The 20,164-nt window shown below is 45.0% G+C and carries 17 protein-coding genes; 13 read left to right on the forward strand and 4 right to left on the reverse strand.

The window, feature by feature from the left end; translation table 11 throughout:
- Positions 1 to 573: 573 nt before the first annotated feature.
- The 5 genes from rppH to OQJ86_RS02275 are packed head-to-tail and all read left to right on the forward strand — an operon-like array spanning position 574 to position 5,868.
- The gene (gene rppH, locus OQJ86_RS02255) at positions 574 to 1,092 is read left to right on the forward strand and encodes an RNA pyrophosphohydrolase (RefSeq protein WP_005434895.1); all 519 of its coding nucleotides are present in this window, start codon (positions 574 to 576) and stop codon (positions 1,090 to 1,092) included.
- A gap of 9 nt (positions 1,093 to 1,101) precedes the next feature.
- Positions 1,102 to 3,348, forward strand: coding sequence for a phosphoenolpyruvate--protein phosphotransferase (gene ptsP, locus OQJ86_RS02260; protein ID WP_038866380.1), 2,247 nt, complete (start codon positions 1,102 to 1,104; stop codon positions 3,346 to 3,348).
- Between the two features lie 6 nt (positions 3,349 to 3,354).
- On the forward strand, positions 3,355 to 4,146 hold the full coding sequence (locus tag OQJ86_RS02265) for a sulfite exporter TauE/SafE family protein (protein ID WP_265985770.1): 792 nt from the start codon (positions 3,355 to 3,357) through the stop codon (positions 4,144 to 4,146).
- Between the two features lie 39 nt (positions 4,147 to 4,185).
- The gene (gene lgt, locus OQJ86_RS02270; protein WP_038866385.1) at positions 4,186 to 5,007 is read left to right on the forward strand and encodes a prolipoprotein diacylglyceryl transferase; all 822 of its coding nucleotides are present in this window, start codon (positions 4,186 to 4,188) and stop codon (positions 5,005 to 5,007) included.
- 9 nt (positions 5,008 to 5,016) lie between these two features.
- Positions 5,017 to 5,868: a thymidylate synthase gene (locus tag OQJ86_RS02275; RefSeq protein ID WP_265985773.1), complete on the forward strand. Its 852-nt coding sequence runs from the start codon at positions 5,017 to 5,019 to the stop codon at positions 5,866 to 5,868.
- A 420-nt stretch (positions 5,869 to 6,288) separates the two neighbouring features.
- Here the strand turns inward: OQJ86_RS02275 and OQJ86_RS02280 are convergent, their stop codons facing one another.
- Positions 6,289 to 7,434 (reverse strand): Na/Pi symporter, encoded by a 1,146-nt coding sequence (locus OQJ86_RS02280; RefSeq protein ID WP_265985798.1) that lies wholly within the window; start codon positions 7,432 to 7,434, stop codon positions 6,289 to 6,291.
- 386 nt (positions 7,435 to 7,820) lie between these two features.
- On the opposite strand from OQJ86_RS02280, the gene nhaR reads away from it, so the two are divergent.
- Positions 7,821 to 8,711, forward strand: a complete 891-nt coding sequence (nhaR, locus tag OQJ86_RS02285) for a transcriptional activator NhaR (protein ID WP_038866387.1) — start codon at positions 7,821 to 7,823, stop codon at positions 8,709 to 8,711.
- Between the two features lie 126 nt (positions 8,712 to 8,837).
- A complete protein-coding gene (locus tag OQJ86_RS02290; protein WP_038866389.1) occupies positions 8,838 to 9,140 on the forward strand; it encodes an ArsR/SmtB family transcription factor in 303 nt (100 codons plus the stop codon).
- A gap of 133 nt (positions 9,141 to 9,273) precedes the next feature.
- Here OQJ86_RS02290 and rpsT read toward each other — a convergent pair whose 3' ends face one another.
- Positions 9,274 to 9,534 (reverse strand): 30S ribosomal protein S20, encoded by a 261-nt coding sequence (gene rpsT, locus OQJ86_RS02295; RefSeq protein ID WP_005440571.1) that lies wholly within the window; start codon positions 9,532 to 9,534, stop codon positions 9,274 to 9,276.
- Between the two features lie 294 nt (positions 9,535 to 9,828).
- On the opposite strand from rpsT, the gene murJ reads away from it, so the two are divergent.
- The 6 genes from murJ to ispH all read left to right on the forward strand — a co-directional run bounded on the left by murJ (position 9,829) and on the right by ispH (position 17,452).
- The gene (gene murJ / locus OQJ86_RS02300) at positions 9,829 to 11,391 is read left to right on the forward strand and encodes a murein biosynthesis integral membrane protein MurJ (RefSeq protein WP_039973782.1); all 1,563 of its coding nucleotides are present in this window, start codon (positions 9,829 to 9,831) and stop codon (positions 11,389 to 11,391) included.
- A gap of 70 nt (positions 11,392 to 11,461) precedes the next feature.
- On the forward strand, positions 11,462 to 12,397 hold the full coding sequence (ribF, locus tag OQJ86_RS02305) for a bifunctional riboflavin kinase/FAD synthetase (RefSeq protein ID WP_038866392.1): 936 nt from the start codon (positions 11,462 to 11,464) through the stop codon (positions 12,395 to 12,397).
- A 64-nt stretch (positions 12,398 to 12,461) separates the two neighbouring features.
- Positions 12,462 to 15,290 carry an isoleucine--tRNA ligase gene (gene ileS / locus OQJ86_RS02310; protein WP_265985783.1) on the forward strand — a complete coding sequence of 943 codons (2,829 nt, stop codon included), beginning with the start codon at positions 12,462 to 12,464 and terminating at the stop codon, positions 15,288 to 15,290.
- A 73-nt stretch (positions 15,291 to 15,363) separates the two neighbouring features.
- A complete protein-coding gene (gene lspA, locus OQJ86_RS02315) occupies positions 15,364 to 15,870 on the forward strand; it encodes a signal peptidase II (protein WP_005440576.1) in 507 nt (168 codons plus the stop codon).
- A gap of 160 nt (positions 15,871 to 16,030) precedes the next feature.
- Positions 16,031 to 16,462 (forward strand): FKBP-type peptidyl-prolyl cis-trans isomerase, encoded by a 432-nt coding sequence (fkpB, locus tag OQJ86_RS02320; protein WP_038876251.1) that lies wholly within the window; start codon positions 16,031 to 16,033, stop codon positions 16,460 to 16,462.
- A 24-nt stretch (positions 16,463 to 16,486) separates the two neighbouring features.
- Positions 16,487 to 17,452 (forward strand): 4-hydroxy-3-methylbut-2-enyl diphosphate reductase, encoded by a 966-nt coding sequence (ispH, locus tag OQJ86_RS02325; RefSeq protein ID WP_005440578.1) that lies wholly within the window; start codon positions 16,487 to 16,489, stop codon positions 17,450 to 17,452.
- An 82-nt stretch (positions 17,453 to 17,534) separates the two neighbouring features.
- Here ispH and btsR read toward each other — a convergent pair whose 3' ends face one another.
- Both btsR and OQJ86_RS02335 read right to left on the reverse strand, forming a co-directional pair.
- Positions 17,535 to 18,263, reverse strand: a complete 729-nt coding sequence (btsR, locus tag OQJ86_RS02330) for a two-component system response regulator BtsR (RefSeq protein ID WP_265985788.1) — start codon at positions 18,261 to 18,263, stop codon at positions 17,535 to 17,537.
- 31 nt (positions 18,264 to 18,294) lie between these two features.
- Complete coding sequence (locus tag OQJ86_RS02335) at positions 18,295 to 19,965, reverse strand: sensor histidine kinase (RefSeq protein ID WP_265985791.1); 1,671 nt, start codon at positions 19,963 to 19,965, stop codon at positions 18,295 to 18,297.
- Positions 19,966 to 20,164: the final 199 nt, after the last annotated feature.

The raw sequence follows: 20,164 nt of genomic DNA on the forward strand, positions 1-20,164 counted from the left end.
TAAAATCGACTGTCCAAGATTTCACCGAGCTGGATTAAGAATGATCAATTCATAACTTATCCACAGATTAGAAAGCCACCAATAGGATCTCTATGTGGGCTGGATGAATAAACAGGGGTTTAAAGGTGGATTGAGACTTGATTTTATTGAGATGTCATGAAGTCCTACCTGTTCAATGTGGATAAATAACCGATTGAGCGATCTTTGACCGATCTGTATTTGGTGAAAAGATCATCAGGAAAATAAAGATCGTTAAATCGTCATTTTTGGGTTTTATGTTTTTATAATCAATATCTTATGTTTATTTTGTTTGTGGTTGGAAAATATTGCTTGTAATGGTTTTGAACAAAAATCTTTATTGATAATGATTTCTTCACAAAGTTATTCACAGAAAAGGTGAATAAATGTGGGCTATATCTCAATCTTGTGTTGATAAAATAATGTCTGTCTAAAAGATATCCAAAAAAGGCCAAAAGGTAATAAATCTTGCTCATATCACATCAGTAAGTTTGCTAGTAATGGGGATATGTGGAAAAATCACGGTAATAAAAAATTATTCATAGAGGTTAGCCGGTGATAGATGGCGATGGTTACCGACTTAATGTTGGTATTGTGATCTGTAATAACCATGGTCAGGTCTTCTGGGCTAAACGATACGGGCAACACTCATGGCAATTTCCACAAGGTGGGATTGACGAAGGTGAAACACCTGAACAAGCCATGTTCAGGGAGTTATATGAAGAAGTCGGTCTGACGAAAAAAGACGTTAAGATCATCGCAACAAGTCGTCATTGGTTAAGATATAAGCTACCAAAGCGATTGGTGCGTTGGGACTCCAAGCCTGTTTGTATCGGCCAAAAACAGAAATGGTTTCTGCTGCGATTAGAATGCGATGAATCCCGCATCAATATGCAGCGTGGGAAATCCCCTGAATTTGATGGTTGGCGCTGGGTAAGCTACTGGTATCCAGTTAGGCAAGTTGTTTCTTTCAAGCGAGACGTTTATCGTCGTGCGATGAAAGAGTTTGCATCTTTAGCCATGCCTTTTCGAGAGCGTAAGACGAAAGGGAAAAGAAAAAAGCAACGTAGATAGAGGATCAACATGCTCAGTCAGCTAAGGGAAATAGTTGAGAAAGTCTCCAGAGTCGATGATGTGCATCTGGCACTGGATATATTGGTTAAAGAGACTTGCGCAGCCCTATGCACTGAGTGTTGTACTATTTATCTAGCTAATGATGAAATGCAGCGCCTTGAGTTAATGGCAACTCAAGGCCTTATTTTTGAAGGCGATAGTATTCATATCAACTTCAACGAAGGCTTGGTCGGTTTAGTCAAACGCAGTGCGGAACCCCTAAACTTAGCTGAGGCTTCAACCCATCCTGATTTTAAATTCTTCCCTCAACTCGGTGAGCAGGTTTACCACTCCTTTCTAGGTACGCCGATCATTCATCGTAAACAAGTGCTCGGTGTTCTGGTTATCCAGCAGAAAACCCCACGCTTGTTTAGTGAAATGGAAGAGTCTTTCCTTGTGACCTTATCTGCGCAGCTTGCTGTGTTGATTGCGCATGCGCAAAACTTAGGTCACTGGCAACTCGCTTCCAAGCCGACTGTTATCAAGGGGCTTCCAGCTTCGACTGGTGTCGCTATCGGTGAGTTCTGGTTTGATAATACTCAACCTAATTTAAGTGATGTTTTCCCTGCCTCTGCCTTAGATAAAGAAAGGGAACATGAACTTTTGGCGGTTGCTGTGGAAAGAGCGTTGAATGATTTTCGCCGTATGCGTAAGAAGTTTGACAGCGAAATCAATAAAGACGCGTTAGCTATTTTTGACCTCTTTACCCACTTACTCAACGATCCAATGTTGCGTGGTGATCTTAAGAAGCAGATCGAAAAAGGCGACCGAGCGGATTGGGCATTGCGACAAGTCGTCGAAACCTACTCAAACCGCTTCGCGCGTATGTCAGACGTTTATCTACGTGAACGTGCTCAAGACATTCGCGAGCTTGGGCAACGCTTGCTTTACTTTTTACATAATAGTGAGCAAGAGCATGCCTCGATTGATCGCCCAGTGATTTTAGTTGCCAATGAACTCACGGCGACGCTACTTGCTTCAATACCAAAACAGCACTTACTTGCCGTTGTTTCGCTGGAAGGTGCGGCGAACTCCCATGCTGCGATTCTATCTCGTGCGCTGGGTGTACCTGCCATTATGGGCGCAAACATTAATACTCGCGCGGTAAACGGCAAGAAGGGCATTGTCGATGGCTACACTGGCGAGATCTATTTAGAACCGAACCGTCAATTGCTGCGTGAATATCGCAGCTTAGTGAGTGAAGAATCTGAATTGTTCGCGATGGTGAACAAAGATCTTGCACTGCCTGCGATCACACAAGATGACCATCCGATTGAAGTCATGCTCAACGCGGGCTTGAGTGCGGATAGCAATATCGCCATCAACTCTGGTGTGGATGGCGTGGGTTTGTACCGTACTGAAATCGCTTTTTTACTTAAGCATCACTTTCCATCGGAAGATGAGCAGTATCATCAGTATCAAGCAATCCTCAATAGCTATCCAAATCAACGAGTCGTAATGCGTACGCTGGATATCGGTGGTGATAAACCGTTACCGTATCTTCCGATTGAAGAAGATAATCCGTTTTTGGGTTGGCGAGGTATTCGTTTTACGTTGGATCACCCTGATATCTTTTTGATCCAGTTGCGTGCGATGCTTAGGGCGAGTGCGGAAAGTGGTAATCTAAGCATCTTACTACCGATGGTTTCTGGTATTAAAGAGCTGGATGATGCTATTACGCTGATTAACCAAGCTTACAGCGAAGTCGTGTTATTGGATGACCGCATTCAAGCGCCGAAGGTTGGGGTAATGATTGAAGTGCCATCAATGGTGTACTTATTGCCTGCGATAGCCCATCGTGTTGACTTCGTTTCTGTTGGTACTAACGATTTAACTCAATATTTGTTGGCGGTCGATCGGAACAATTCTCGTGTTGCGGATGTCTATGAATCCATGCATCCGGCAGTACTGCTGGCGTTGAAGCAAATTCATGATGTTTGCCATCAATATCAGGTTCCGGTCTGTATCTGTGGTGAGCTCGCAGGCGACCCATTTGGTGCCCTTTTACTGTTGGGCTTAGGTTACGACAGTTTGAGTATGAACACCTCTAACGTGGCTAAGGTGAAGTATTTGATTCGCCATAGCCAGCAAAAAGAATTAGAAAAACTCGTCGAAAAAGCCATGTCATGCTCTTATGGGCAAGAAATCCATCAAATGATGCATGATTTCTTTATTCAACAAGGTTTTGCCGGCTTTATTCGTGCAGGTAAGAAGTAGGTAATTGTGACCATCTCTTTATTTATATTATTGCTCGCGCTAGGCGCTTTCGTTGGCGTGATGGCAGGACTCTTAGGCATCGGAGGCGGGCTAATAGTTGTACCGGCATTACTGTATCTTCTTCCTTTAGCTGGCATTTCTCCTGAAATGAGTATGCGTATGGCACTTGCTACTTCCTTGGCGAGTATCATCGTGACCTCCGGTTCGTCGGCGATGAATCACCTTAAACTGGGTAACGTCGATATGTTCGTCGTGAAATGGCTGATGCCTGGTGTGGTTATCGGTGGTTTTGTTGGTGCCAATATCGCCGAATGGATCCCTACACACTATTTACCGAAAGTCTTTGGTGTGATTGTGTTGTGTCTAGCGGTGCAGATGTTTCGTTCAATTAAAACGAAAAGCGAGAAGCCCATGCCGAGTAGTCCGGTCACTATGATGTACGGAACGGGAATTGGTGTGGTATCAAGTCTTGCAGGTATTGGCGGTGGTTCACTGTCGGTCCCTTTCTTGAACAAACATGGTATTGAAATGCGTAAAGCGGTTGGCTCCTCTTCGGTGTGCGGCTGCGTGATCGCCATCTCAGGCATGATTGGATTCATCTTACATGGCTACAAAGTAGAAGGATTACCTGACTACAGTGTAGGTTATGTGTACCTTCCAGCTTTGTTAGCAATCGCCATGACGTCGATGCTCACGACTAAAGTTGGCGCAAAACTGGCTTCTACCCTTCCAACTGCGGTATTGAAGAAAATATTTGCCGTATTCTTGATGTTTGTTGCAGCGACCATGCTGCTGTAAAGTCCACCTGTTTTATTAGTAATAAGAAGAGAATGAGTTATGTCTCAGGGATACTTTGAATTTCCCAATATTGATCCGGTTTTAGTCTCTATTGGTCCTGTTTCTGTTCGTTGGTACGGTTTGATGTACCTTGTCGGCTTCATGTTCGCACTTTGGCTGGCAAACCGCCGCGCAGATAAGCCGGGTAGTGGTTGGACACGTGAGCAAGTTTCTGACTTGCTGTTTGCGGGTTTCCTTGGGGTAGTGATTGGTGGTCGTGTTGGCTACGTGATTTTCTACAACTTCGATTTATTCTTAGCGGACCCTTTGTACCTATTTAAAGTTTGGACCGGCGGCATGTCGTTCCACGGTGGTTTAATGGGCGTGATTACTGCCATGTTCTGGTACGCGCACAAGAATGGTCGAACTTTCTTTGGCGTGGCAGACTTTGTGGCACCGCTTGTGCCATTTGGCCTTGGTATGGGCCGTATGGGTAACTTTATGAACAGTGAGCTTTGGGGCCGCGTGACAGACGTACCATGGGCGATTATCTTCCCGAATGGTGGACCACTCCCACGTCATCCATCTCAGCTTTATGAGATGTTCCTAGAGGGTATCGTACTGTTCTTAATCTTGAACTGGTTTATTAAAAAGCCTCGTCCTTTGGGTGCGGTATCAGGGCTATTTTTAGCTGGATATGGTACATTCCGTTTCCTAGTTGAGTTTGTCCGTGAACCGGATGCACAGCTTGGTTTATTTGGTGGCTATATTTCGATGGGGCAAATCCTATCTTCACCAATGATCATTCTAGGTGTGCTTATGATGGTTTGGGCGTACAAACGTGGTCTTTACCAAGACAAAGTCCAAGCAGAAACGAAGTAAGGAATTGGTGTGAAACAGTATTTAGATTTGTGTCAGCGTATCGTTGACCAAGGCACTTGGGTTGAAAACGAACGCACAGGCAAACGCTGCCTAACGGTGATCAACGCAGACTTGACCTACGATGTTGCCAACAACCAATTCCCATTAGTAACGACACGTAAGAGCTTTTGGAAAGCGGCAGTTGCTGAGCTACTTGGTTATATCCGTGGCTACGACAACGCTGAAGACTTCCGCAAGTTAGGTACGAAAACATGGGATGCGAACGCAAACCTAAATGAAGCATGGCTGAACAACCCATTCCGCAAGGGTGAAGATGACATGGGACGTGTATACGGCGTTCAAGGTCGTTCATGGGCGAAACCAGATGGCGGTCATATCGACCAGCTGCGTAAGATTGTGGATGATTTAACGCGCGGTGTTGATGACCGTGGTGAAATCCTAAACTTTTACAACCCTGGTGAGTTCCATATGGGGTGTTTGCGCCCATGTATGTACAGCCACCACTTCTCACTGTTAGGTGACACGCTGTACCTAAACAGCACGCAGCGCTCTTGTGATGTTCCGCTGGGTCTGAACTTCAATATGGTTCAAGTATATGTGTTCTTGGCAATCGTGGCGCAAATTACAAGTAAGAAACCTGGTCAGGCTTATCATAAGATTGTTAATGCACACATCTACGAAGATCAGCTTGCGCCAATGCGTGACATCCAGTTGAAGCGTGAACCTCTGAAAGCTGCAACCTTCCACATCAATCCAGAAATCAAATCTCTAGAAGATTTGGAAACATGGGTAACTCTAGATGACTTCTGGGTAGAAGGTTACGAGCACCACGATCCAATTCAGTACCCGTTCTCAGTTTAACGAGTATATTGAGTTTCTAAGCCGCCTTTATGGGCGGCTTTTTTATATCCGAAGGGTGGGGACAGGCTTCGCCCTACAGAACGCTGCGCTTCGAAATGTGAGAGGGAATAAAAGATCCTCCAACTCACTCGAGCCTCGCTCTTGAAGATGATGCTCACTCACTCTGAAATCAAACGGTCGTCGGGAATCTCTTTTACCATAGTTTACTGCGTGATCAAGAAATGAGATCGCTCCGCTGTAGGTATCGAGAGTGGGGGACTAGAAAAGAATTTTGGCAGGACTTGATGTCTTAGGTGGATATCATCGAGCCTTATCCCTCTCGAAGCTTAGCGTTCCTAGGGCGAGCCCGTTTTTACTTCTCTAAAACGAAAAAAGGCCCCACCGAAGTGGAGCCTAACATAAGCGATGGTAATCTTATTATTATGCTGTCAGAGCAAGGATAGAGCCTGGTAGCACTATGAATACTGCTAGTAGGTAACCTGCTACAACCGCTTTGTTCTTAATAGCCATTTCTGAAATCACTTCTGCACATTTTACTGGAATCTCACGTAGGAACGGGATACCGAAGATGAACAGTGTCGCCAGAATGTTGAACGTTAGGTGTACTAATGCAATCTGTAGTGCGAATACCGCGAACTCACCAGATACTGCTGTTGCTGCTAGTAGAGCCGTGATACATGTACCGATATTAGCACCTAGAGTGAACGGGTAGATATCACGTACTTTTAGAACACCTGAGCCTACTAGTGGAACCATTAGACTTGTTGTCGTAGAAGAAGATTGAACAAGAACCGTTACTACAGAGCCCGATACGATACCGTGGATAGGACCACGACCGATTGCGTTCTTAAGGATGTCACGAGCACGACCAACCATCAGGCTCTTCATTAGCTTACCCATAACAGTGATAGCGACGAAGATAGTACCGATACCTAGAGCGATTAGTGCTACACCACCCATGGTGTCACCAAATGTAGATAGAGGCTCTTTAATCGCGCTTACTACAGGTTTAGTGATTGGTTTGATGAAGTCAAAACCACCCATGCTCATATCGCCAGTTTTTAGTAGAGGCGATACTAACCAGTGTGAAGTCTTTTCTAGAATGCCGAACATCATTTCCAATGGTAGGAAGATCAGTACTGCAAGTAAGTTAAAGAAATCGTGGATTGTTGCACTTGCGAATGCACGTTTAAATTCTTCTTTACAACGTACGTGGCCAAGTGAAACAAGAGTATTCGTTACGGTAGTACCGATGTTAGCACCCATTACCATAGGAATAGCGGTTTCTACAGGTAAACCACCTGCAACCAAACCTACAATAATAGAAGTTACGGTACTTGAAGATTGGATTAGGGCCGTAGCCACCAAACCGATCATTAGACCTGCGACTGGGTGAGACGCAAATTCAAAGAGTACTTTAGCTTGATCGCCAGTCGCCCATTTGAAGCCGCTACCAACCATAGATACTGCTAGAAGAAGCAGATATAACATGAATGCCAAGTTAGCCCAGCGTAACCAGCGAGTCGTGCTCGAGATTGGTGCTGCTGTTGAAGTAGCTTGGTTCATCATAATTTTCTCCGTGGACCTTTCAGTTCGTTTATTTGGTCTGTTGTTGAAACTGAGGGCGATGTTAGAGATTAAATATTTCAGTAATATTACAGTTCGGTTTCTATGGAGAATTTTTATTATTCTTTTTAATAGTTGCCTGTGAAGAAAAATTCACAGCATTATAATTGATTGAAATTTATGTAATTTTCTGTGTTATTGGTTCGCTGCCACTTATCTTGATGAGATTAAAAAAGTGCGTTTTACTTCAAGTTTTATGACAGTGTGAATTCGTTATTTTCGGTAAAACTTATCTTTTTCTTATTTATTGTAGGTTTTGCCGAACTTCTTGTCTGTCCTTGTCACATTTGATATAAAAAGTGTCATCTTCTTTATAGGGATTGATGATGTCACATCTAAATTACAACCACCTTTATTACTTCTGGATGGTGTGCAAACAAGGTTCTGTAACTAAAGCTGCTGATGCTTTATTTCTAACACCACAAACTGTAACTGGGCAGATCAAAGCGCTTGAAGACCGCATGAAGGGGAAGTTGACCAAGCGTAATGGGCGCACGGTAGAACCAACAGAACTAGGACAGTTGGTATTTAAGTACGCCGACCGTATGTTTGGTTTGAGCTACGAAATGCTCGATATCGTTAACTACAGCCAGCACTCTAATATTCTTTTCGAAGTTGGCGTTGCCGATGCACTATCTAAGCGACTCGTCAGCAAAGTATTAATGACGACGGTTCCTGAAGATAACAGCATTCACTTACGCTGCTACGAATCGACTCACGAACTGCTTTTGGAGCGTTTATCCCAGCATAAACTTGATATGATCCTTTCTGATTGTCCGGTGGACTCAACACAAAGTCCGGGCCTTTACAGCAAGAAGTTAGGTGAGAGTAGCATGAGCTTTTTTGCTTCGTCTGAAATACCAGATGTGAAATTTCCTGAAGTTTTAGAGAATAAAAAATTACTTATCCCGGCCAGTAGAACGGCAATGGGACGTAAAGTATTGCAGTGGTTTGATAGACAAGGATTACAGCCAGATGTGCTGGGCGAGTTTGATGATGTTGCCTTAATGAAGGCATTTGCTCGTTATCGTGATGATGTGATTTTTTTAGCTCCGACCGTTTATATGTCGGAGATTGAAGATGACCGCAATTTACAACTGATCGGCCACGTAGACGACCTTAAAGAAGAGTATTACGTTATTTTTGCTGAACGAATGATACAACATCCAGCAGTTAAGAACGTTTGTGATGCAGATTTTAGCCAAATGTTTGAATGAACACGTTTCGTTGCGCAAATAAATAGATTACTATCGACAAAACTATAACTCTAAATTATAAAATCTTTGTAACACAACAAACTGGCCAGGGTTGGGGAAAGTAAGTTGTAGCTAGAGGTCCAGCACATGAATCTACAAGAAATGGAGAAAAACTCCGCCAAAGCTGTCGTGTTGCTTAAAGCAATGGCAAACGAGAGACGCCTACAAATCCTTTGCATGCTGCATAATCAAGAACTATCGGTCGGGGAACTTTGCGCAAAACTAGAGTTGAGCCAATCGGCACTGTCTCAACATTTAGCTTGGCTTCGTCGCGACGAACTGGTGGCTACGAGAAAAGAAGCACAAACGGTATACTACACGTTAAAGAGTGATGAAGTGAAGGAATTAATCCAAACGCTTCATGGCCTTTACTGTGCAGAGGCCATGTGATGACAGGTCACATATAAGAAAAGCTGGCATCGCCAGCTTTTTTATTGTCTAAAATTCGATGAGTTACACGGAATTTAGATATAAAAAAACCGGCAGTAGCCGGTTTTTTCTTCACTGTAAAATCAAGTTTCTATTAAAGAGCTTTGATTTGCGCAGCGAAACGAGACTTATGACGTGCTGCTTTGTTCTTATGAACAAGGCCTTTAGTCGCCATACGGTCTAGGATAGGTGTAACTGCAGCGAATGCAGCAGTTGCAGCTTCTTTGTCGCCTGCTTCGATAGCAGCAACAGTTTTCTTCATGTAAGTACGCATCATTGAGCGACGGCTAGCATTGTGCTGACGACGTTTCTCAGCTTGGATAGCGCGCTTCTTAGCAGATTTACTATTTGCCAAGGGTCTAACTCCCAAAAACTTATTTCTGTGACAATTTAAGGGCGAGGACTATCCCTCATTTGCGCCTAAATGTCAAATGATTTGTGCAAAAACCAATCGAAGCCAAAACAAATTTTGGTAAGAAAGGTTATCGCGGTTAAGATGGCGGGGATTCTAACAGCATTTTTAGACCATTGCTAATAATTATCCGCCTAGATCTGACAATAAACGGATATATTTTTAACGCCCATTTGTAGCTTTCAAAGGCTTAGAGGAATAGGGTTGGCTATCTTTTGGTGATATTCCGAGGTTACAGTGAGTAAACGACTGCTCAAGTCTGGCATGATCGTCAGTGCCATGACATTAATTTCGCGCGTCCTAGGTTTAGTTCGTGATGTGGTAGTAGCAAACTTGATGGGGGCAGGAGCGAGTGCCGACGTCTTCTTCTTTGCCAATAAAATTCCTAATTTCTTACGCCGTTTGTTCGCAGAAGGCGCATTTTCTCAGGCCTTTGTGCCAGTACTAACCGAAAGTCACGCTCAAGGGGATATGGATAAAACTCGTGAGTTGATTGCTCGTGCGGCTGGTACGCTGGGCGTGATTGTCTCTATTGTTACCATTCTAGGGGTTTTAGGCTCTGGTGTAGTGACGGCGCTGTTTGGTTTTGGTTGGTTCCTAGACTGGATGCATGGCGGCCCGGCCGCTGAGAAGTTCGAACTTGCCAGTGTCATGCTCAAGATAACCTTTCCTTATTTATGGTTCATTACTTTTGTTGCGCTTTCTGGTGCGATCCTTAATACCTTAGGTAAGTTTGCCGTCTCTTCTTTTACGCCTGTCTTCCTCAATGTGATGATCATTTTGGCGGCGTGGTTTATCTCGCCTCAGATGTCGCAACCAGAAATCGGTCTTGCGATTGGCGTATTACTAGGTGGCCTTGTTCAGTTTCTATTCCAGATTCCCTTCCTTATTAAAGCGGGAGTAATGGTTAAGCCTAAATGGGGTTGGCGCGATCCGGGTGTGGTGAAGATCCGTACCTTGATGATTCCTGCCTTATTTGGTGTGTCGGTAAGCCAAATCAACTTATTGTTTGATACTTTTATTGCCAGTTTTCTGCAAACCGGTTCGATCAGTTGGTTGTACTATTCAGATCGCTTACTTGAATTCCCGTTAGGTTTGTTTGGTATCGCGATTGCGACGGTGATTCTCCCTGCATTGTCACGTAAACACGTAGATGCTCACAGTGAAGGTTTTGCTCATACCATGGATTGGGGCGTGCGCATGGTGACCTTACTGGGTATTCCTGCCATGCTTGGGTTGATGGCATTAGCAAAGCCTATGTTGATGGTGTTGTTTATGCGAGGAGAGTTTTCCCCGCAAGATGTACATCAGGCTTCTCTCTCTTTATTAGCATACGCCTCGGGCTTGCTTAACTTTATGTTAATTAAAGTGCTCGCTCCGGGCTACTACTCGCGTCAAGACACCAAAACGCCTGTAAAATACGGCATTATTGCGATGGTGACCAATATGGTCTTCAATGCAATTTTTGCTTATTTCTACGGTTATGTTGGCCTTGCGATTGCCACTGCACTCTCTGCGTTTGTAAACATGGCATTGTTGTATCGTGGTTTACATATTGCTGGGGTGTACCAAGTCACCAAGCGAACGGTCTTTTTTATTGTTCGCTTGATGGTGGCGGGTGGCGCAATGGTTGCGGCAATTCTATGGCAGCTCGAAGACATGTCGGTGTGGTTGGATTGGAGCTTTGCTCACCGTAGTGGTGTGCTAGCGATGTTGATTGGTTTAGGTGCCGTGGTTTACCTTGCTGTGGTGTTTTTACTCGGTGTTCGTTTAAAAGACCTAAAAGCTGGGACAGAATAAGGTTGATTGGTATATAATCCGTCAGTTTCACACAGTGCAAAGTAAAAACAGAGGCATAAAGCAGTATCCAATGGAACTGATTAGAGGTATTCACAATATCAAGTCGCGCCATCAAGGCTGCGTGCTGACTATTGGCAATTTCGATGGCGTACATAGAGGCCATCAACAAGTATTGCAACAAGTGTCTGAACAAGCGAAGAAACTTTTGTTACCTTCGGTTGTGATGACCTTTGAACCTCAGCCTATGGAGCTGTTCGCTCGAGATAAGGCACCAGCAAGGTTAACGCGACTGCGAGACAAATTTGTCCAGCTGAGTAAGCTGGATATTGATCGCTTACTTTGCGTTAACTTCAATCGTCATTTTTCCGACCTAACGGCGGAGGAGTTTATCCGTGACTTGTTGGTTACTCGATTGGGTGTTAAGTTTCTTGTCATTGGTGATGATTTCTGTTTTGGCAAAGGTCGAACAGGTAACTTTGCAATGCTACAAGAAGCGGGGGAAAAGTACGGCTTTAAAGTCGTAAGTACTCAAAGCTTTTGTTTACAGCAGTTACGAGTCAGCAGTACAGCAATTCGAGATGCATTGGCTCGTGATGATTTGCAGTCCGCACATGAGATGCTGGGAAGAGATTACAGCATCAGCGGTCGTGTTTCACATGGAAGAAAACTAGGTAGAACCATCGGGTTCCCTACGGCAAATATTCCTTTGAAGCGCTGTGTTTCTCCGGTTTCCGGAGTCTATGTTGTTCAAGCGCTTGGCTTAGGAGATAAGCCGATTGGTGGTGTCGCTAACATTGGTCAACGACCGACGGTTAATGGTGTTCGCCAACAGTTAGAAGTACACTTATTCGACTTTCATGCTGATTTATATGGTAAACAGCTAGAAGTGAAACTTTTGCATAAACTTAGAGATGAGCAAAAGTTTGAGTCGTTTGAAGCACTTAAACAACAAATCGTATTGGATGCTGAAGCAGCAAGGGTGTGGCTGCGTCAGCTTAAGCGTTGAGCGGTTTATTCCACCGTTCAACATAATGTCTAATTTTCGCCCAATATAACGGAATTAAGAATCGATGAGTGAGTATAAAGATACCCTGAACTTACCTGAAACAGGGTTTCCAATGCGCGGCAACCTGGCCAATCGTGAGCCAGAAATGCTTAAGCGTTGGTACAAAGAAGATCTTTACGGTGAAATCCGTAAAGCGAAGAAAGGCAAAAAGTCATTCGTATTGCACGATGGCCCTCCTTACGCGAACGGTGACATTCACATTGGTCACGCACTAAACAAGATTCTTAAAGACATTATTATTAAATCCAAAACACTTTCAGGTTTTGACGCACCTTACATCCCAGGCTGGGACTGCCACGGTCTACCAATTGAATTGATGGTAGAGAAGAAAGTCGGCAAACCAGGTCAAAAAGTGACAGCAGCTGAGTTCCGCGAGAAATGTCGTGAGTACGCTGCAGGTCAGGTTGAAGGTCAAAAAGAGAGCTTCAAGCGTCTTGGCATCATGGGTGAGTGGGACAAGCCATACCGCACTATGGATTTCGCAACTGAAGCGAACATCATCCGTGCTCTTGGTAAGATCGCAAGCAAAGGTCACCTACTGAAAGGTTTTAAACCAGTTCACTGGTGTACAGACTGTGGCTCAGCACTGGCTGAAGCTGAAGTTGAGTACAAAGATAAAGTATCGCCATCTATCGACGTTCGTTTTAAAGCGGCTGACGAAGCGGCACTATTGTCTAAGTTTGAACTGACAGAAGGTCATGAAGGTCACGGTGACGTATCTATCGTTATCTGGACAACAACACCTTGGACACTGCCAGCAAACCGCGCAGTATGTCTACGTGATGATCTAGAGTACGTGCTTATCCAAACAGAAGGCGACAACGCTGAGCGTATCATCGTTGCTGCTGAGCTGGCGAAAGACGTAATGGATCGTGCGGGTATCGAGCACTTCCACAACCTTGGCTTTGCTAAAGGTGCGGATCTTGAGCTTTCTCAATTCCAACACCCATTCTACGATTTCATTGTACCGGCGATCCTTGGTGATCACGTTACGACTGATTCAGGTACTGGTGTTGTTCACACTGCACCTGGTCACGGTCAAGAAGACTTCGCGGTTGGTAACAAGTACAACCTAGAAGTAGCAAACCCAGTTGGCTCAAACGGCGTTTACCTACCAGATACAGAGCTATTTGCTGGTCAGCACGTATTTAAAGCGAACGATGCAGTAGTAGAAGTACTGAAAGAAAAAGGTGCACTACTACACCACCACGCTTACGAGCACAGCTACCCACACTGTTGGCGTCATAAGACTCCAATCATCTTCCGTGCTACGCCTCAATGGTTCGTTTCTATGGACCAAGCTGGCCTACGTGCTAAAGCACTAGAGTCAATCAAGAACGTAGAGTGGATGCCTGAGTGGGGTCAAAGCCGTATCGAAGGTATGATCGAAGGTCGCCCTGAGTGGTGTATCTCTCGTCAACGTACTTGGGGTGTGCCAATTGCTCTGTTTGTTCATAAAGAAACAGCAGAACTTCATCCAAACACGCTAGAGCTGATCGAGAAAGTCGCTAAGCTGGTTGAAGAGAAAGGCATCCAAGCATGGTGGGATGTAGATGCAGCTGAACTACTAGGTGCTGACGCTGACCAATACGAAAAAGTACTAGATACGCTAGACGTATGGTTCGATTCAGGTGTGACTCACTTCTCTGTGGTTGATGCTCGTGAAGAGTACAACGGCAACAGTGCAGACCTATACCTAGAAGGTTCTGACCAACACCGTGGTTGGTTCCAGTCTTCTCTAATTTCATCTATCGCGATGAAAGACGAAGCGCCTTACAAACAAGTACTGACACACGGTTTCGTGGTTGACGGTCACGGTCGTAAGATGTCGAAATCTATCGGTAACGTAGTTGCACCAAAAGACGTAACTAACAAGCTAGGTGCTGACATTCTTCGTCTATGGGTTGCTTCAACAGACTATACGGGTGAAGTTGCGGTTTCTGATGAAATCCTAAAACGCAGCGCAGATGCTTACCGTCGTATCCGTAACACAGCGCGTTTCTTCCTTGCTAACCTAAGCGGCTTCAATCCTGAAACAGACATCGTTCCTGTTGAAGAAATGGTTGCGCTAGATCGCTGGGCGGTTGGTCGTGCACTAGCTGCACAAGAAGAGATTGTTAAAGCATACGAAGAGTACAACACACACGGTGTGACTCAGCGTCTAATGCAATTCTGTTCAATCGAAATGGGCTCTTTCTACCTAGACGTTATTAAAGACCGTCAGTACACAGCAAAACGTGGCGGCAACGCTCAACGTAGCTGTCAGACTGCACTTTACTACATCGTAGAAGCGCTAGTTCGTTGGATGGCGCCAATCATGTCGTTCACTGCAGATGAAATCTGGAACGAAATGCCAGGCGAGCGCGACAAGTTCGTATTCACTGGTGAGTGGTTCGATGGTCTATTCGGTCTTGCTGAAGGTGAAGAGCTGAACAACGAATTCTGGACTGAGCTCCAAGCGGTTCGTGGTGCAGTAAACAAACTTCTAGAAGATGCGCGTAAAGAGAAAACCATTGGTGGTGCACTACAAGCTGAAGTGACTCTATTTGCTGATGACGCACTAGCGGCGAAGATCAACAAACTTGAAGATGAACTGCGCTTTGTTCTACTAACATCTGCTGCGAAAGTTAAGCCACTAAGTGAGAAGACTGATGCAGCACAAACGACAGATATCGAAGGCTTGTTTGTTGAAGTAGCAGCAGCTGAAGGCGAGAAGTGTGACCGTTGTTGGCACCACACGCCAGACGTAGGCACAATCGAAGGTCACGAGAAGATCTGTGGTCGTTGTGTGTCGAACGTAGACGGCGAAGGTGAAGTACGTAAATTCGCGTAATTGCCTAGAACGACTGAACTTTTTTTAAAATTAACAGCCCCAGTATTTACTGGGGCTGTTTGTAGGTAAAGTAATGAGTGAAAAAGCACTGACGTTAAAGCAATCTGGAGTTCGCTGGCTGTGGTTAGCAATTCTGGTATTTATTGCAGATATTGGCATCAAATTGGTGGTGATGGACAACATGGGCTACGGATGGGCAAACCGAATTGAGGTGCTGCCATTCTTCAACCTACTTTATGTTCATAACTACGGTGCAGCATTCAGCTTCTTGAGCGATCAAGCGGGTTGGCAGCGCTGGTTGTTCACAGGTATCGCGTTTGTTGTGACAGGTCTTTTGACCTACTGGATGAGCAAGCTTCCAGCAAAGGAAAAATGGAACAACATCGCTTACGCACTGATTATTGGTGGTGCAGTGGGCAACGTGTTTGACCGCGTCGTTCACGGCTTTGTTGTTGATTACCTAGACTTCTTCTGGGGTAACTACCACTGGCCAGCATTCAACCTTGCAGATACCACCATCTGTATTGGTGCGGCAATGATCATTCTTGATGGTTTCCGCAAAAAGGACGCTGATAAGTAATCTTTTGCGATATATCGAATAACCCTAAGCGTCGTCCGTTGATTCGGACGACGCTTTTTATTATGTTGGAGCCCAATCCGCGCATCTTCGTACAATAAAAAGCAATCACAGCTCGTGATCAGATAGAGCGCAGGAAATCCAAGAACAAGGAAGCAGTAACGTGACAACAATAAATCAAGATTCAGCAGTAACGCTGCACTTCACCATCAAAATGCAAGATGGCTCTGTAGCGGACAGCACACATAATATGGGCAAGCCTGCTAAGTTCGTTATGGGCGACGGTAGCTTGAGTGAGAACTTCGAGCAATGCCTACTAGGCTTACAAGTAGGCGAGCAAAAAGCCATTGAACTAAAAGCGGCTGACGCTTTTGGCATGCCGAATCCAGACCATATCCACTATATGGACCGCACTAAATTTGTTGGCGAAGCGGAAGTTGAAGTCGGCACAATCATGGCATTTAGCGGTCCTGATGGAATGGAAATCCCGGGCATCATCACTGAGATTGCTGGCGACTCAGTAACTGTGGACTTCAACCATCCACTCGCGGGACAAGACGTGACTTTCGAAGTCGAAATTTTGTCAGTAGAATAGCGAACCAAATAAAAGATAACTTCCATGAGCAATGAAATGAAAATCCTGTTAGCTAACCCACGTGGTTTCTGTGCTGGTGTTGACCGCGCGATTAGCATCGTAGAGCGTGCGCTAGAGATGTATCAGCCACCTATCTATGTTCGACATGAAGTGGTGCATAACCGTTTTGTGGTTGAAGGTCTAAAACAGCGTGGTGCTATCTTCGTTGAAGAACTGCATGAAGTGCCAGACAACAACATTGTGATTTTCTCCGCTCATGGTGTATCTCAAGCTGTTCGTCAAGAAGCTAAGTCTCGTGACCTAACGGTATTCGATGCGACCTGTCCGTTGGTAACCAAAGTACATATGGAAGTGGCACGTGCAAGCCGTCGCAATATGGAAGTGGTACTGATCGGTCACGCTGGTCACCCAGAAGTGGAAGGCACGATGGGTCAGTATTCAAGTGATACAGGCGGTATGTACCTTGTGGAAACGCCAGCCGATGTTGAGAAGCTAAAAGCGATCGTGAAAGATCCATCGGATCTGCACTACGTGAGCCAAACGACACTGTCTGTTGATGAAACTGCTGACGTAATTGAAGAGCTACGTCGCGTATTCCCAGACATCCAAGGTCCTCGTAAAGACGACATCTGCTACGCGACGCAAAACCGTCAAGATGCCGTGCGTGAGCTTTCTGCTGATGTTGATGTGATGGTTGTCGTGGGTTCTAAAAACTCATCGAACTCAACGCGCTTAAAAGAGCTGGCTGAAAAACTAGGCACACCAGGTTACCTAACAGACTGCCCAGAAGACATCATGCCTGAATGGTTTGAAGGCAAAGTGAAAGTTGGTGTGACTGCTGGCGCATCTGCACCAGAAGAGCTGGTAAACCAAATCCTAGATCGCATCAAAGAGCTGGTTGGCGCAGAAGCGGTAGACGAAGTGCTTGGTCGTGAAGAGAACATGTTCTTCGAAGTGCCAAAAGAGCTACAAATTAAACAAGTCGATTAAGACGAGTCAAACATCAAAAAGGCGACCACAAGGTCGCCTTTTTCATTGGGAATTTCTACACGAGTTATGCCAGAGTCTGAGCTTAGTGACTGATGCCCAGAAGTTCTTTGAGCACCTTTAAGTAACGGCGGCTCACTGGGATCTCAAAGCCTGTTTTGGTGATGATTTCAGCTAGGCCATTTTCCAATAATCTAATCTCGTTGATGGCTTTGATACTCACCAGATACTGGCGATGACAACGCACCAGTGGGGTTTTCTCTTCCAAGGTTTTTAGCGTGAGTTGTGTGCTGGCTGTTTGGCTGGTGGAACGTACATGCACTCCACTGATGTCACTGTAAGCGCACTCAATCGTTTCGGTTGCCATGATCACAATGCGGTTGTGGCCAATGCATGGGATTTGATCAAGGCTATCAGGAGCAATGCGGGAGATTTGTTGCGTCAAAGCTGATTGGCTAACGACTTTATTTAAGCGTTTCACCGTCTTTGTTAAGCGGCATGGATCAACCGGTTTTAATAGATAGTCAAACGCATTGTCCTCGAAAGCTTGAATGGCATATTGGTCGTAAGCGGTCACAAATACCACGTAGGGCATGGTCTCTGGATCTAACATGCCCAGAAGCTCGATGCCCGTCACCTGAGGCATTTGGATATCTAGGAAGACCACATCCGGTTTCAGCTCATTGATTTTCTTAAGCCCCATGATGGCATTTGACGCATCGCCAATCACTTCTATGTGACCCGTTTCAGCCAATAGTTCTGCCAGCTCTTCACGAGCAAACTGTTCATCATCAATGACGAGAGCGGTTAACATCCAAAATTACCTTTATGCGTTTTAACTGTGCTTATCGCGAGTGGGGAATGATAAAACTCATTTTAGTAAATTGGTGCTGCTGATAGGTAATTTTTAGCGCTGAATCACGCCCAAATTGATTCGACAAGCGCTTGTCGACAATTTCCATGCCTAAACCAGAATGATTCTCTTTTGGCGGCTGGTAGCTTCCTGCGTTGTCCTCAACCGTTATCAGTGCACCTTGCGGGTGTGTTTGGCTGTAAATCTTTACTTTGCCACCTTCTAGCATATTGGAAATACCATGTTTGATGGCGTTCTCAACTAGCGGTTGAAGAGTAAAGCTCGGTAGCTTGATATCGAGCAGTTCTGGTTCAATGTCGATCTCGACTTCCAATCGATCAGTAAAACGCGCTTTCTCAATCGAAAGGTAAGAATCCACATGTGCTAACTCTTCTTTCAGCGTCACCGTATTGATGTTCTGTTTTAAGTTACTGCGGAAGAAGTGCGACAAGTTTTGGATCAGTTCTCGTGCTTTATCAGGGTTACGACGAGTAATGGCACTGATGGTATTAAGTGCATTGAACAAAAAGTGTGGGTTCACTTGAGCGTGCAGCAGTTTGATTTCTGCCTGAGCCAGTAGGGTTTGCTGCTGCTGATAATCGCCATACAAGATTTGGCTCGATAGAAGCTGAGCAATGCCTTCTGCCATTGACATGTTCGCAGTAGAGAACAGTTTGCGTTTTGGCTCATAGAGTTTGATGGTTCCCACTACCTCTTTACCTGCGCGCAAAGGAATGATCAGTGCAGAGCCCAACTTACAATCTTTCGCTAATGAGCATTGGTAAGGGCGTTCACTGCCATCAAGGTAGATGATGTCGTTCTTCTCCATTGAATCTAGCGTGCTTTGCGATGAGATTGGAGTATTTGGCCTATGATGATCATCACCGATGCCAACGAAAGCCAGAATCTTCTCTTGGTCAGTAATGGCGACTGCGCCTACTTTGGTTTCTTCATAAATGATGCGGGCAATCTTATCGGCGTTTTCGCTGTTAAAGCCGGTGCTAAGAATACCAACTGAGCGGTCAGCGATGCTCAATGCTCGGCGGGAAAAGGTCGCCGAATACTTTTCAAAAATGGTTTTACGATCTTGCAGAATACTCATAAACAGAGCGGCACCAACGGAATTCGCGATGATCATTGGGGCTGCAATCGCTGAAACGAGTTCATAGGCTTGGTTGAATGGTTTGGCGACAGCAAGCAGCAGCACCATCTGAACGATTTCTGCAACAAAAGTAATGCTGAATACTACGCTCGGGTTAAACAGCATTGCCCCTTTGTTACGCTTAATGAGGTAAACGTGGAGTAGCCCCCCAATGAGCCCTTCTGCTGTTGTGGAAATCGCACAAGCTAAGTCGATAAAACCGCCTAAAGTATAACGATGAATCCCCCCAGTTAAGCCCACCGCAAAACCGACAACAGGACCGCCAAACAGTCCTCCCATCACGGCACCAATTGCACGCGTATTTGCTATCGCGTCGTTGATCTGTAAACCGAAGTAGGTGCCTAGGATACAAAAACCAGAGAAAAGCACATAACAAATGAGTCGGTGACTTAAGCGAGAAGAAATGCTCAGTAAGGGAAGAATGATTGGCGTTTTACTCAGCATATAAGCCAGCACTAAGTAAACACACATTTGTTGCAAAAGGGAGATGATCAGTTCCATAGCGAACCTAACCTAGACATGATGTTGTTATTGTAAGTGAATTCATTCTTTAAAGAGAAAGAAAAAGAGCCTGCGATAGGCCTGTCTCTTGATCACAAGTCTAGTGATCAAGAGACATTGCGAGTTCGTAGCCTTCAAGGATGGTTTGTAGTTTAAACCATCCTTCCCAAAGCACCTTTATTGAAGCTCTACCCGTCCT

The sequence above is a fragment of the Vibrio sp. Sgm 5 genome, assembly GCF_026241575.1.
Taxonomy (GTDB): domain Bacteria; phylum Pseudomonadota; class Gammaproteobacteria; order Enterobacterales; family Vibrionaceae; genus Vibrio; species Vibrio jasicida.

Bases quoted from the DNA above. Each gene is read 5' to 3' on its own strand.
- ptsP (WP_038866380.1), top strand. From the start codon at position 1,102: ATGCTCAGTCAGCTAAGGGAAATAGTTGAGAAAGTCTCCAGAGTCGAT.
- lgt (WP_038866385.1), top strand. From the start codon at position 4,186: ATGTCTCAGGGATACTTTGAATTTCCCAATATTGATCCGGTTTTAGTC.
- OQJ86_RS02280 (WP_265985798.1), bottom strand. From the start codon at position 7,434: ATGAACCAAGCTACTTCAACAGCAGCACCAATCTCGAGCACGACTCGC.
- nhaR (WP_038866387.1), top strand. From the start codon at position 7,821: ATGTCACATCTAAATTACAACCACCTTTATTACTTCTGGATGGTGTGC.
- OQJ86_RS02290 (WP_038866389.1), top strand. From the start codon at position 8,838: ATGAATCTACAAGAAATGGAGAAAAACTCCGCCAAAGCTGTCGTGTTG.
- ribF (WP_038866392.1), top strand. From the start codon at position 11,462: ATGGAACTGATTAGAGGTATTCACAATATCAAGTCGCGCCATCAAGGC.
- ileS (WP_265985783.1), top strand. From the start codon at position 12,462: ATGAGTGAGTATAAAGATACCCTGAACTTACCTGAAACAGGGTTTCCA.
- lspA (WP_005440576.1), top strand. From the start codon at position 15,364: ATGAGTGAAAAAGCACTGACGTTAAAGCAATCTGGAGTTCGCTGGCTG.
- ispH (WP_005440578.1), top strand. From the start codon at position 16,487: ATGAGCAATGAAATGAAAATCCTGTTAGCTAACCCACGTGGTTTCTGT.
- btsR (WP_265985788.1), bottom strand. From the start codon at position 18,263: ATGTTAACCGCTCTCGTCATTGATGATGAACAGTTTGCTCGTGAAGAG.
- OQJ86_RS02335 (WP_265985791.1), bottom strand. From the start codon at position 19,965: ATGGAACTGATCATCTCCCTTTTGCAACAAATGTGTGTTTACTTAGTG.